The organism is Pseudomonas sp. RW407 (genome assembly GCF_003176655.1).
GTDB classification, from domain to species: domain Bacteria; phylum Pseudomonadota; class Gammaproteobacteria; order Pseudomonadales; family Pseudomonadaceae; genus Pseudomonas; species Pseudomonas delhiensis.
Window position 1 is genome coordinate 1,312,547 of record NZ_QGSL01000107.1, and the last position, 13,262, is coordinate 1,325,808.

Sequence of the window (13,262 nt, forward strand, 5' to 3'; positions counted from 1 at the left end):
CCGCCGAACGCCGGGCGGCACGTGCGATGCTTCACTGTAATGCTGGCTTTACGCTATTGCTAGCGTGATGCGCCCCTGGCTTAGACGAGATCGTCGCTGATCGGGAGGATATAGTTCTTGAACTCGGTGTCCTCGCGGAAGCCGATGGACTCGTAGACCTTCTGTGCCACCTCGTTGTTGATGCTGGTGGACACGCGCATGCGCACGGCGTTGGTCTCCCGCGCCATCTGCCGGGCGTGCTGCAGCAGGTGGTCGGCCACCAACTGACGGCGGGCGTCCTCGGCGACGTAGATGTCGTTGAGGATCCACACGCGCTTGAGCGACAGCGAGGAGAAGCTCGGGTAGAGCTGGCAGAAGCCCAGCAGGCGGTCGTCGCCATCGTCCGGCAGGGCCAGGTAGATCACCGACTCCTTGCGCTTCAGGCGCTTTTCCAGGAATTTCCGCGAGGATTCGGGGTAGGGCAGCATCCCGTAGAACTCACGGTACTTGACGAACAGCGGGGCGAGCAGGTCGAGGTGATCGAGGGTGGCTTGCACGATGCGCATGGGCGGATCTCTGCGTTCGGTGAATGGGCTGCTGTCACGATGCAGGTGCTGTGCCAGCACAACACTGCCCTGGATGCTGCACCAGAAATCGTTGAAAGCGCAATCCAAGCGAGCGTTTGATCGAGAGCGGCGCCTTAGGGTTCCAGGGAAGCACGGACGTAGGAGCGGACTCCGTCCGCGATTGGACTCACCGACCACGCCGGACCCGCCGGTGGCAGGGCCAGCGGCGGATAACCGCGAACGGTTATTCGCCCTACGGTTCCAGTCAGCCCCTCTCCCGGAGGCTCAGCGCCCGGCCAGCAGGAAGTTGGCCCCCGGCCCCTGGCCTTCCAGCGTCGGCAGTTCCGCCTCGTCCTTCAGGTTCACCCCCGAGAGCTGGCGGCGGCAGGCTTCGCGCATCAGGTACAGCAGGCGGTGCGCGGCCATGCCATAGCTCAGGCCTTCCAGGCGGACGTTGGAGATGCAGTTGCGGTAGGCGTCGTTCAGGCCCACCTTCGGCGCCCAGGTGAAGTACAGGCCGAGGCTGTCCGGCGAGCTGAGGCCGGGGCGTTCGCCGATGAGGATGACCACCATCTTCGCCTTCAGCAGTTCGCCGACCTCGTCCGCCACCGCGACGCGGCCCTGTTGCACCAGGGCCACCGGCGAGAGGCTCCAGTTCTCGGCCGCGGCCATTTCCTCCAGGCGTTCCAGGAAGGGCAGGGCGTGGCGCTGCACGGCCAGGGCGGAGAGGCCGTCGGCCACCACCACGGCCAGGTCGTAGCCCGCCGGGTTGGCCTGCGTGTGCCGGCGCAGCAGCGCTGCCGAGTCTTCATCCAGGCGGCGGCCCAGGTCCGGGCGCTGCAGGTAGGTGTGGCGGTCGGCGGCGGCGCTGTGCAGCAGCAGGCTTTCGCGCCCGCGTTCGGCCAGGGCGGCGCTCAGGCCGGCGTGGTCGAAGGGCAGGTGCACGGCGTCGCGGGCCTGGGCGTGGGCGAACTGGAAATCCAGTTGCGCGCGGGTCGGCAGGCTGGTGCCGGCGCGGCCCAGGGCGATGCGCGCGGGGGTCAGGCGGCGCAGTTCCTGCCAGGGGTTGGGGGTGGCGGTGGACTTCTCTTCGCTCATCCGCGCGTCCTCAGTTCAGTTGCGCCAGGGCCGGGCGGAACGCCGGCGGCAGTTGCTCGGCCAGGCGCACCCGGCCTTCGCGTTGTTGCAGGATGTGCATCCGCTCCAGCCACTGCTCGAACTCCGGCGCCGGACGCAGGCCCAGGGCCTGGCGGGCGTAGAGGGCGTCGTGGAAGGAGGTGGTCTGGTAGTTGAGCATCACGTCGTCGGAGCCGGGGATGCCCATGATGAAGTTGATGCCGGCCACGCCCAGCAGCGTCAGCAGCATGTCCATGTCGTCCTGGTCGGCCTCGGCATGGTTGGTGTAGCAGATGTCGCAGCCCATGGGCACGCCCAGCAGCTTGCCGCAGAAGTGGTCCTCCAGGCCGGCGCGGATGATCTGCTTGCCGTTGTACAGGTATTCCGGGCCGATGAAGCCGACCACGGTGTTCACCAGGAACGGCTTGAAGTGCCGCGCCACGGCGTAGGCGCGGGCCTCGCAGGTCTGCTGGTCGACGCCGTGGTGGGCGTTGGCCGAGAGGGCGCTGCCCTGGCCGGTCTCGAAGTACATGAGGTTGTCGCCCAGCGTTCCACGCTTGAGAGACAGGCCCGCTTCGTAGCCTTCCTGCAGCACCGCCAGGCTCACGCCGAAGCTGGCGTTGGCCGCCTCGGTGCCGGCGATGGACTGGAACACCAGGTCCAGCGGCGCGCCGCGGTTGATCGCCTCGATGGAGCTGGTGACGTGGGTCAGCACGCAGGACTGGGTGGGAATCTCGTAGCGCTGGATGATGGCGTCGAGCATCTCCAGCAGGGTGCAGATGGATTGCAGGCTGTCGGTGGCCGGGTTGATCCCGAGCATGGCGTCGCCGTTGCCGTAGAGCAGGCCGTCGAGGACGCTGGCGGCGATGCCGGCGGGGTCGTCGGTGGGGTGGTTGGGCTGCAGCCGGGTGGACAGCCGGCCGCGCAGGCCCAGGGTGTTGCGGAAGCGGGTGACCACGCGGATCTTCTGCGCCACCAGCACCAGGTCCTGCACGCGCATGATCTTCGACACCGCCGCGGCCATTTCCGGCGTCAGCCCCGGCGCCAGGGCGCGCAGGCTGGCTTCGTCGGCGGCGTCGCCGAGCAGCCAGTCGCGGAAGTCGCCCACCGTCAGGTGGCTGACCGGGGCGAAGGCGGCGCGGTCGTGGCCGTCGATGATCAGGCGGGTGACCTCGTCGCTTTCGTAGGGCACCAGCGCCTCGTCGAGGAAGCGCTTGAGCGGCACCTCGGCCAGGGCCATCTGCGCGGCCACGCGCTCGGCGTCGCTGGCCGCGGCGATGCCCGCCAGGCAGTCGCCGGAGCGCGCCGGGCTGGCCTTGGCCATCAGCTCCTTGAGGCTGTCGAAGCGCCAGGTCTGGCCACCGACGCTGTGGGCGTATCCGGGCATGGGAACTCCTTGTGCTCAACGGCGCCGGACCTCGCGGCCCGGCGCGGGTGGATCAGCCTTCGCTGGCGAAGCTCGCCGGCACGCCACGGCGCGCGGCGATGACCAGGTTGCAGCCGATGTAGCCGGCCAGCATCAGCGCCAGGAATACCATGGCGATCACCTGGTTGTACCACAGCATGGCCGCCAGGCAGACCAGCGCCAGGCCCAGGGCGATGCCCGGCACCACCGGGTAGCCGGGGGCGCGGAAGCTGCGCTCCAGGTGCGGCTCGCTGCGGCGCAGCTTGAACAGGCTGAGCATGCTCATGATGTACATGACGATGGCGCCGAATACGCTCATGGTGATCATCGCCGCGGTCAGTGTCATGCCCTGCAGGCTGATCAGGTTGTCGCTGAAGATTGCCGCGATGCCCACCACGCCGCCGGCGAGGATGGCCCGGTGCGGGGTCTGGAAGCGCGACAGCTTGGCCAGCCCTGCGGGCAGGAAGCCGGCGCGGGCGAGGGCGAAGAACTGCCGCGAGTAGCCGAGGATGATGCCGTGGAAGCTGGCCACCAGGCCGAACAGGCCGATCCACACCAGCATGTGCATCCAGGTGGAGTTGTTGCCGACCACCGCCTTCATGGCCTGCGGCAGCGGGTCGTTGATGTTCGACAGTGCGCGCCAGTCGCCAACGCCGCCGGCGAAGATCATCACGCCGATGGCCAGGGTCACCAGGGTCAGGATGCCGGCGATGTAGGCGCGCGGGATGGTGCGTTTCGGGTCCTTGGCTTCCTCGGCGGCCATGGCCGCGCCCTCGATGGCGAGGAAGAACCAGATGGCGAAGGGGATCGCCGCGAAGATGCCGCCGATGGCCGCGCTGCTGAAGGTACTGGAGCCGGCCCAGCCGTTGAGCACGAAGTTGCTGAAGCTGAAGCCCGGCGCCACCACGCCCATGAACACCAGCAGCTCGGCCACGGCCAGCACGGTGACCACCAGTTCGAAGGTGGCGGCGATGCTCACGCCGAGGATGTTCAGCGTCATGAAGATGGCGTAGGCGCCGGTGGCCGCCCATTTCGGGTCCAGCGCCGGGAACTGCACGTTGAGGTAGGCGCCGATGGCCATGGCGATGGCCGGCGGGGCGAAGACGAACTCGATCAGGGTGGCGATGCCGGCGATGCTCGCGCCGGTCTTGCCGAAGGCCCGCAGGCTGTAGGCGAAGGGCCCGCCGGCATGGGGGATGGCGGTGGTCAGCTCGGTGTAGCTGAAGATGAAGCAGGTGTACATCAGGGCCACCATCAGGGTGGTGACCAGGAAGCCCAGGGTGCCGGCGGTGCCCCAGCCGTAGCTCCAGCCGAAGTATTCGCCGGAAATCACCAGGCCCACGGCCAGGCCCCAGAGGTGCAAGGTTCCCAGCGTCGGTTTTAGTTGTGATGCGCTCATTGTGGACTCCTCTGCCCCTGGGGGCGTGGATGGGTTGCCTGGCTTCGATGGTAGCGACGCAGGTCGTCCAGGACTTGACCCTGGAGCCCGGCGTGCGGCCTCTGCGGTCAACTTGCAACAGGGTGTTACCCATCGCCCCAGGATGGCGCGGGGCCTGCACGGGAATGACGCAAGTCTTCGAGGAAAACACCCCGGGGATGGGGGCTGGCGGGCCCTGGAGGCGAGGCACGGTAATTGCTTCGTCGTTTTGTCGAATAAGTGATCAATAACGAGCGTGCCCATGAACCCGTCCCTGTTCTCCAGCGCAGTCGCCATGCCCTCGGCGAGCAACCTCGGCGTGCTGTCCGCCGCCGCCAGCGGACTGGATGGCTTCATCACTGCCCAGGGCGGCGACATCGACCGCGTCTTCGGCCGCGCCGGCATCGACCCCGAACGCCTGCGCCACCCCACGCTGAGCCTGGCCCTGACCAACTACTGCCAGGTGCTGGAGGAGGCCGCGCGGCAGTCCGGCTGCGACAACTTCGGCCTGCGCTACGGGCAGCAGTTCCAGCCCCGTGCCCTCGGCCTGCTGGGCTACGTCGGGCTGTGCTCGGAAACCCTGGAGGACGCCCTGCGCAACTTCGCCTCGGCCTTCCCCTTCCACCAGCACAGCACGCTGATCCGCCTGGTGGACTGCGGCGAGTGCTACCGCTTCGACTACCAGGTGCAGCACGGCGCCATCCTCGACCGCCGGCAGGATGCCGAATTGACCATGGGCATGGCGCTGAACCTGCTGCGCCACGCCCTGGGCCAGGACTGGACGCCGCGCGCGGTGGGCTTCGAGCACGCCCGCCCGGAGGACTGGCAGGAGCACGCGCGGGTCTTCGGCGCGCCGGTGCACTTCCAGCGCGGCTGCAATTCGCTGCTGGTGCCCAAGGCCGACATCAAGGGCCGGCTGATGCCCGAGCGCGACGCCAACCTGCTGTTCCTGGTGCAGGACGTGATCCGCCGCCTCGGCGAGCAGAGCCGTGGGCCGGACCTGCTGGAAGACGCCGGCACCCAGATCCGCCTGGCCCTGAGCGAAGGCGAGCCGGTGCTGGAACTGATCGCCGAGCGCCTGGAACTGACCACCGCCGGCCTGCAACGGCGCCTGCGCGAGGCCGGGCTGAGCTTCAGCCAACTGGTGGAGAACACCCGCCGCGAACTGGCGGTGCACTACCTGCGCCAGCGCCAGCGGCCGATCTCCGAACTGGCGCCGCTGCTGGGCTATTCCGAGACCAGCGCCTTCTCCCGCGCCTTCCGCCGCTGGTTCGGGGTGAGCCCGCGGCAGTGGCGTAGCGACGAGGCCTGATCTTCCCGGCCGCGCCGGCGCGCTCCTACGAAAAGCCGTGCACGCCTGCAAAGTAGGACCTTGACTGCGATAACCGGAGATTCCGGCGCGGATTACGCTGCGCCACCCGCGTCATCCCCATGTAGGAGCGCGCCCTGCGCGCGAATCGCGGGCAGGGCCCGCTCCTACAGGTTGACTGCGAATTTCCCATCCATGGCGGACAGGTTCCTGCGCGGGAGACATCGGCGGATAACCGCGAACGGTTATGCGCCCTACACACTTGAAACTGAGACTTTTCAGGCGACCAATCAGGCCGTTGTCCGATAGTCCGGATCGAGGGCAAATCCGAATCTGGCCGACCTGCCGCCGAATACGGGGCAAACCTGCCGGGTCGCCGTCCATGAAGATAGAATGCCGCCAGGCGCAAAACGCGCATGGCATCGTTTTCTCGTTGATGATCGTTCAACTGGTTGCTGCCGAGCGGAACCGGTTACGTTCGTTGAACTACGATCGAACGCTCCGTTGGAATCAGGACATAGCCGAGTTTGTCTTGGATGTTTTCGACTACATGCAGGCGAGGGATCGGCTCTGCATGCTTAGCGTGCTGGTATCCGAACCTTTGAGCCGGGAGCAGGCCGACGCCTTGAACCACCAGAGAGTCAGTGTCGCCAATGCCGTTGCCGGGATCGCCACGGCAGCCGGCTCGCGCATACATCCCGTCGCAGGATTGGCCATGGGGGCCGCAAGCAGGCGTTTCGCGTTCGATCGGCTGCCGACCTACCATATCGGCGACCGGATTGTCGGCGTCGATGCCGTAGTGAGTGGTGGCATAGGTCCGCAGCGGTCTACCCAGTCCATGTTGCTCAAGACGGGGGCTTCCCACTGATGAGCGACATGCTCCAGTACGCCGTGGCACTCGTCCTGATTGTCTCGGTCGATCACTTGGTTCACCGCCGGACGCTGCGCCGGTGGTTGGGAGGTGGGTGCTTCCTGGCCGGTTGGGCAGTCATTCTCCAGTGGCCGACGGGGCTGTCCCATGGCGGTGACAGTGTCATTCCCGCTCTGGCGCTGATCGCCCTGGGCGGCTCCCTGCTCCTGCGCCGCAGGCGCGCCGAGGCCTGAAAAAAAGCGCGGCCCGAAGGCCGCGCAGGAAGAGAGTCGGAAGCCCGGGTGGATCAGAAGAAGCCCAGCGGGTTGATGTCGTAGCTGACCAGCAGGTTCTTGGTCTGCTGGTAGTGGTCGAGCATCATCTTGTGGGTCTCGCGGCCCACTCCGGATTTCTTGTAGCCGCCGAAGGCGGCGTGCGCCGGGTACAGGTGGTAGCAGTTGGTCCACACGCGGCCGGCCTTGATGCCGCGGCCCATGCGGTAGGCGCGGTTGATGTCGCGGGTCCAGACGCCGGCGCCCAGGCCGTATTCGGTGTCGTTGGCGATGGCCAGGGCCTCGGCTTCGTCCTTGAAGGTGGTGACGCCCACCACCGGGCCGAAGATTTCCTCCTGGAACACGCGCATCTTGTTGTTGCCCTTGAGCAGCGTCGGCTGGATGTAGTAGCCGGTGGCCAGGCTGCCTTCGAGTTTCTCCACCGCGCCGCCGGTCAGCACCTCGGCGCCTTCCTTCTGGGCGATGTCGAGGTAGGAGAGGATCTTGTCGAACTGCTGCTGCGAGGCCTGGGCGCCGACCATGGTGTCGGTGTCCAGCGGGTCGCCGCGCTTGATCGCCTTGACCTTCTTCATCACCACTTCCATGAACTGCGGGTAGATGGATTCCTGCACCAGGGCGCGGGACGGGCAGGTGCACACCTCGCCCTGGTTGAAGAAGGCCAGCACCAGGCCCTCGGCGGCCTTCTCGATGAAGGACGGCTCGGCCTGCATGATGTCTTCGAAGTAGATGTTCGGGCTCTTGCCGCCCAGTTCCACGGTGGACGGGATGATGTTCTTCGCCGCGCACTCGAGGATGTGCGAGCCCACCGGGGTGGAGCCGGTGAAGGCGATCTTGGCGATGCGCTTGCTGGTGGCCAGCGCCTCGCCGGCTTCCTTGCCGAAGCCCTGGACGACGTTGAGCACGCCCGGCGGCAGCAGGTCGCCGATGATCTCCATCAGCACGCAGATGCCCAGCGGCGTCTGCTCGGCCGGCTTGAGCACCACGCAGTTGCCGGCGGCCAGGGCCGGGGCCAGCTTCCAGGCGGCCATCAGCAGCGGGAAGTTCCACGGGATGATCTGCCCGACCACGCCCAGCGGCTCGTGGATGTGGTAGGCCACGGTGGTGTCGTTGATCTCGGCGGCGGAGCCTTCCTGGGCGCGGATGCAGCCGGCGAAGTAGCGGAAGTGGTCGGCGGCCAGGGGGATGTCGGCGTTGAGCGTCTCGCGCACGGCCTTGCCGTTGTCCCAGGTTTCGGTGACGGCCAGCACTTCCAGGTTCTGTTCGATGCGGTCGGCGATCTTCAGCAGGATGTTCGAACGCTCCTGCACCGAGGTGCGGCCCCAGGCGTCGGCCGCGGCGTGGGCGGCATCCAGGGCCTTGTCGATGTCGGCGGCGTCGGAGCGGGGGAACTCGGCGATCGGCTGGCCGTTCACCGGCGAGGTGTTGACGAAGTACTGGCCATTGACCGGGGGTACGAACTCGCCACCGATGTAGTTGCCGTAGCGGGACTTGAAGGAAACGACAGCACCTTGGCTACCGGGTTGGGCGTAACGCATGGTGGATCTCCTGGCTCTTGTGCTTGTTGGGGAGGACGCGTTTGTGGTCTGACAAGCGTAGAGCAAGGGCCGGGCCATGCCAGCGGGAACCGCGTGGTTGCTGGGCCGGTGGTCGGCTGGCGGGCAGCCGCCGACGGGCGGTGTGGCAACGGCGGTACAGGCCGGGGTGACAGTTTGTACCGCATCCGGCACAGCGGCTGACCGGCAGGTCACCGGGGCATTGCATTGCGCGGCGCACTGGACGATGCTGCGGGGACGGTCGCCCCGGGACTGCCTGCCGTCCCTTCCGTGGAGAACCATAACAATGAGTGCGAACGCCATGAGTCGCCACGCCCGCCAGGTCATGACAGTGGCCCGCGGGCAGCAACCGGCCAGCGGCCCCGCCGCCGATCCGTCCATCGCCCGTTCCTGGCTGCGCTGCCTGGAGGAATACCACCTCGACCCGGCGCAGACCCTGCCGCCCACGGTGCTGGAGCACCGGCGTATGCTGGAGCGCCGCGAGGGCCTGCAGCAGGTGCTGGAGATCGCCAGCGGCGAGATGACCAGCCTGCGCCAGCAGCTCGCCGGCGCCGGCCACGCGGTGCTGCTCACCGACGCCCGCGGGGTGATCCTCAACCGCGTCTGCGACGAGGCCGAGCGCGCCACCTTCGAACACGCCGGGCTGTGGCTGGGCGCCGACTGGAGCGAGGCCCGCGAGGGCACCAACGGCATCGGCACCTGCCTGGTCGAGCGCCAGGCCCTGACCATCCACCGCGACGAACATTTCCGCAGCCTGCACACCGGCCTGACCTGCTCGGCGAGCCCAGTGTTCGACCCCCACGGCGAACTGCTGGCGGTGCTCGACGTGTCCTCGGCGCGCCGCGACCTGTCGCGGCAGAGCCAGTTCCACACCATGGCGCTGGTCAACCTCTCGGCGAAGATGATCGAGAGCTGCTACTTCCTGCGCCGCTTCGAGGGCCAGTGGCTGCTGCGCTTCCACCTGCAGGCCGAGTACGTCGGGTTGTTCAGCGAGGGCCTGGTGGCCTTCGACGGCGCCGGGCGCATCCTCGCCGCCAACCAGGGCGCGCTGAACCTGCTGGACCGCCCGCGCGACGGCCTGCTCGGCCGCTGCGTGGAGGACTGCTTCGACATCCGCCTGGACGACCTGCTCGGCCGCGCCAGCACCCAGGCCGGCCTCAGCTGGCCGCTGCGCAGCCATGCCGGGCGCCAGTTCCATGCCCAATTGCGTGGCGAGCCACGGCCGCTGGTGGTGCCCGCGGCGCGCCCGGCGCCGGCCGCCCCGGGGCTGTGCCTGGGCGACGAGCGCCTGGCCGCGGACTTCCGCCGCGCCCTCAAGGTCTACGCCCACGACGTGCCGCTGCTGCTGCACGGCGAGACCGGCTCGGGCAAGGAGGCCTTCGCCAAGGCCGTGCACCAGTCCGGCGAGCGCGCCGGCAAGGCCTTCGTCGCGCTGAACTGCGCGGCCATCCCGGAGAGCCTGATCGAGAGCGAGCTGTTCGGCTACCGCGGCGGCAGCTTCACCGGCGCGCGCAAGGAAGGCATGCGCGGCAAGCTGCTGCAGGCCGACGGCGGCACCCTGTTCCTCGACGAGATCGGCGACATGCCCCTGGCCCTGCAGACGCGCCTGCTGCGCGTGCTGGAAGAGCGCCAGGTGGTGCCCCTGGGCGACGGCGTGGCGCAACCGGTGGACCTGCGCCTGATCAGCGCCACCCACCGCAACCTGGATGAACTGGTGGCCGCCGGCAGCTTCCGCGAGGATCTCTACTACCGCCTCAACGGCCTGGTGCTGCAACTGCCGCCCCTGCGCGAGCGCGAGGACAGGCCGCAGTTGCTGGCGCAACTGCTCGCCGAGGAGTCCCGGGGCCGGCCCATCGTGCTCGACGAGGACGTGCGCCAGGCACTGCTCGGCCACCCCTGGCCGGGCAACGTGCGCCAGCTGCGCAACGTGCTGCGCACCCTGGTGGCGCTCAGCGAAGGCGGCCGCGTGCACCTGGCCGACCTGCCGGTGGACATCCGCCGCGCCGCGCAGCCCAAGCCGGTATCCGAAGCGGAGGCGCCCACCGACAGCCTGCTCGACGCCGAGCGCGGCGCCCTGCTGGCGGTGCTGGAGGCGCAGCGCTGGCACATGAGCCGCACCGCGCAGCAACTGGGCATCAGCCGCAATACCCTGTACCGCAAGTTGCGCCGCCACGGCCTGAGCCGCTCCGTGCCGTAGGGCGTACAACCGTTCGCGGCTGTACGCCGTTTGACCTTGGCCCCAGGCGGCTCCGGGTTCGACCCTGGCGGCGGGTGAGGGTTGGGTGTGTCGGCGGATAACCGCGAACGGTTATTCGCCCTACGCCGGGCCTACCGCCAGCGTGCGCGGAACCCCCGGCGAATGGCGCCGTCTGATGCATCCAGCCACCCCGCCGGCACCCGGCGCTGTGCTAATCTGCCGCCCATTCGAAGCGCCTTCCCAGGCTTGATTGCAGGAGTCTGCATGCATATCCACATCCTCGGCATCTGCGGCACCTTCATGGGCTCGCTGGCCGTGCTGGCCAAGGAACTGGGGCACCGCGTCACCGGTTCCGACGCCAACGTCTACCCGCCCATGAGCACCCAGCTGCAGGCCCAGGGCATCGAACTGATGCAGGGCTACGAGCCCGCCCACCTGGAGCCGGCGCCGGACCTGGTGGTGATCGGCAACGCCCTGTCGCGCGGCAACCCGGCGGTGGAGCACGTGCTGAACAAGGGCCTGCCCTACGTTTCCGGCCCGCAGTGGCTGGCCGACCACGTGCTGCAGGGGCGCTGGGTGCTGGCCGCGGCCGGTACCCACGGCAAGACCACCACCAGCAGCATGCTGGCCTGGGTGCTGGAGCACGCCGGCATGAGCCCGGGCTTCCTGATCGGCGGCGTGCCGCAGAACTTCGGCGTCTCCGCGCGCCTGGGCGGCACGCCGTTCTTCGTGGTGGAGGCCGACGAGTACGACAGCGCCTTCTTCGACAAGCGCTCGAAGTTCGTCCACTACCGCCCGCGCACCGCCATCCTGAACAACCTGGAATTCGACCACGCGGACATCTTCCCGGACCTCGCGGCCATCGAGCGGCAGTTCCACCACCTGGTGCGGACCATCCCCGGCGAGGGCCTGATCATCCACCCCGAAAACGAAACCGCGCTCAAGCGGGTGATCGGCATGGGCTGCTGGACGCCGGTGCAGACCACCGGCGAGGGCGGCCAGTGGCAGGCGCGCCTGCTCAGCGCCGACGGCTCGCGCTTCGAGGTGCTGTTCGACGGCGCCGCGCAGGGCACCGTGGAGTGGGAGCTGACCGGCCAGCACAACGTCGCCAATGCCCTGGCCTGCCTGGCCGCCGCCCGCCACGTCGGCGTGGTGCCGGAGCTGGGCTGCGCCGCGCTGTCGGCGTTCAAGAGCGTCAAGCGGCGCATGGAGAAGGTCGCCGAAGTGAAGGGCGTGACCCTCTACGACGACTTCGCCCACCACCCGACCGCCATCGCCACCACCCTCGACGGCCTGCGCAAGCGCGTCGGCGACGCCCCGGTGATCGCCGTGGTGGAGCCGCGTTCCAACTCCATGAAGCTGGGCGCCCACCGCGACGGCCTGGCCGACAGCGTGGCCCAGGCCGACCGGGTGTTCTGGTACGCGCCGCCGAACCTGGGCTGGGACCTGGCCGCCACAGTGGCCGGTTCGACCGTGCCGACCCAGGTGTGCGACTCCCTGGACGCCATCATCGACGGGGTGAAGGCCGTGGCCGCCCCGGGCACCCAGGTGGTGATCATGAGCAACGGCGGCTTCGGCGGCCTGCACGGCAAGCTGGCCAAGGCCCTGGAGGACTGAGATGGCGGGAGCCGAACGCGTCACCCTGGCGATGACCGGCGCCTCCGGCGCCCAGTACGGCCTGCGCCTGCTCGACTGCCTGGTGCAGGAAGACCGCGAGGTGCACTTCCTGATCTCCAAGGCCGCGCAACTGGTCGTGGCCACCGAGACCGACGTGACCCTGCCGGGCAAGCCCCAGGCGATGCAGGCCTTCCTCAGCGAATACACCGGTGCCGCCCCCGGGCAGATCCGCGTGTACGGCAAGGAGGACTGGATGGCCCCGGTGGCCTCCGGCTCCGGCGCGCCCGGCGCCATGGTGGTGGTGCCGTGTTCCACCGGCACGCTGTCGGCGATCGCCACCGGCGCCTGCAACAACCTGATCGAGCGTGCCGCCGACGTCGCCCTCAAGGAGCGCCGCCAGCTGATCCTGGTGCCGCGCGAGGCGCCGCTCTCCAGCATCCACCTGGAGAACATGCTCAAGCTGTCCAACCTGGGCGCGGTGATCCTGCCGGCGGCGCCGGGTTTCTACCACCAGCCGCAGACCATCGACGACCTGGTCGACTTCGTGGTCGCGCGCATCCTCAACCAACTGGGCATCCCCCAGGACATGCTGCCGCGCTGGGGCGAACACCACCTTGTCAGTGACGAATAAGCTCCTCGCCGCCCTGATGCTGCTGCAACTGGGCGGCTGCGCCACGGTGAAGACCCTCAACGCCAACAAGCCCGGCGCCCCGCTGATCTACGCCGGCACCCGGCTGGACTGGTACTCCATCAACGGCGGCTGCTGTCCCCGGGACCACTACGGCACCGAGGCGCCAACCTACCCACGCCTGGACCTGCCGGGCAGCGCGTTGCTGGACACCGTGCTGCTGCCGCTGTCGATCGCCGCGGAGCTGGGGATCGGACTGCAGGTATGGGGGGGGGAACTAGGGCGGCAGGCTACAGGCGGCAGGCTGCAGGCAAGAGCGAAGAGCCGGACGC

12 protein-coding genes are annotated in these 13,262 nt (G+C 68.6%); 7 read left to right on the forward strand and 5 right to left on the reverse strand.

Features of this window, described 5'->3' with window-relative positions; translation table 11 throughout:
- Window positions 1-80: 80 nt before the first annotated feature.
- The 4 genes from DK254_RS30115 to eat form a co-directional block, all read right to left on the reverse strand.
- Complete coding sequence (locus tag DK254_RS30115; protein ID WP_109936763.1) at window positions 81-545, reverse strand: N-acetyltransferase; 465 nt, start codon at window positions 543-545, stop codon at window positions 81-83.
- A gap of 285 nt (window positions 546-830) precedes the next feature.
- Window positions 831-1,643: an ethanolamine ammonia-lyase subunit EutC gene (gene eutC / locus DK254_RS30120; RefSeq protein WP_109936764.1), complete on the reverse strand. Its 813-nt coding sequence runs from the start codon at window positions 1,641-1,643 to the stop codon at window positions 831-833.
- Window positions 1,644-1,653: 10 nt separating this feature from the next.
- Window positions 1,654-3,048 (reverse strand): ethanolamine ammonia-lyase subunit EutB, encoded by a 1,395-nt coding sequence (locus DK254_RS30125; RefSeq protein WP_109936765.1) that lies wholly within the window; start codon window positions 3,046-3,048, stop codon window positions 1,654-1,656.
- Window positions 3,049-3,100: 52 nt separating this feature from the next.
- Complete coding sequence (eat, locus tag DK254_RS30130; RefSeq protein ID WP_109936766.1) at window positions 3,101-4,465, reverse strand: ethanolamine permease; 1,365 nt, start codon at window positions 4,463-4,465, stop codon at window positions 3,101-3,103.
- A 280-nt stretch (window positions 4,466-4,745) separates the two neighbouring features.
- Between eat and DK254_RS30135 the strand changes: the two genes are divergently transcribed.
- The 3 genes from DK254_RS30135 (at window position 4,746) to DK254_RS30145 (ending at window position 6,896) form a co-directional block, all read left to right on the forward strand.
- Entirely contained in the window at window positions 4,746-5,795 is a 1,050-nt protein-coding gene (locus DK254_RS30135) for an AraC family transcriptional regulator (protein ID WP_109936767.1), read from the forward strand.
- A gap of 379 nt (window positions 5,796-6,174) precedes the next feature.
- Complete coding sequence (locus tag DK254_RS30140) at window positions 6,175-6,660, forward strand: hypothetical protein (RefSeq protein ID WP_109936768.1); 486 nt, start codon at window positions 6,175-6,177, stop codon at window positions 6,658-6,660.
- Window positions 6,660-6,896, forward strand: a complete 237-nt coding sequence (locus DK254_RS30145; protein WP_109936769.1) for an MYXO-CTERM sorting domain-containing protein — start codon at window positions 6,660-6,662, stop codon at window positions 6,894-6,896. The genes DK254_RS30140 and DK254_RS30145 overlap by 1 nt, the downstream gene beginning before the upstream one ends.
- A 53-nt stretch (window positions 6,897-6,949) precedes the next feature.
- On the opposite strand, the gene DK254_RS30150 is transcribed toward DK254_RS30145, so the two are convergent.
- On the reverse strand, window positions 6,950-8,470 hold the full coding sequence (locus tag DK254_RS30150; RefSeq protein WP_109936770.1) for an aldehyde dehydrogenase family protein: 1,521 nt from the start codon (window positions 8,468-8,470) through the stop codon (window positions 6,950-6,952).
- A gap of 304 nt (window positions 8,471-8,774) precedes the next feature.
- Here DK254_RS30150 and DK254_RS30155 point away from each other — a divergent pair, with 304 nt between their 5' ends.
- From DK254_RS30155 to DK254_RS30170, 4 genes are all read left to right on the forward strand, one after another.
- Window positions 8,775-10,685 carry a sigma-54-dependent Fis family transcriptional regulator gene (locus tag DK254_RS30155; RefSeq protein ID WP_109936771.1) on the forward strand — a complete coding sequence of 637 codons (1,911 nt, stop codon included), beginning with the start codon at window positions 8,775-8,777 and terminating at the stop codon, window positions 10,683-10,685.
- Window positions 10,686-10,949: 264 nt separating this feature from the next.
- Complete coding sequence (mpl, locus tag DK254_RS30160; RefSeq protein ID WP_109936772.1) at window positions 10,950-12,302, forward strand: UDP-N-acetylmuramate:L-alanyl-gamma-D-glutamyl-meso-diaminopimelate ligase; 1,353 nt, start codon at window positions 10,950-10,952, stop codon at window positions 12,300-12,302.
- 1 nt (window position 12,303) lies between these two features.
- Complete coding sequence (ubiX, locus tag DK254_RS30165) at window positions 12,304-12,933, forward strand: flavin prenyltransferase UbiX (protein WP_109936773.1); 630 nt, start codon at window positions 12,304-12,306, stop codon at window positions 12,931-12,933.
- Window positions 12,934-12,949: 16 nt separating this feature from the next.
- Window positions 12,950-13,262, forward strand: a 313-nt coding sequence (locus DK254_RS30170; protein WP_371921203.1) for a YceK/YidQ family lipoprotein, incomplete at its 3' end; no start/stop codon positions are given.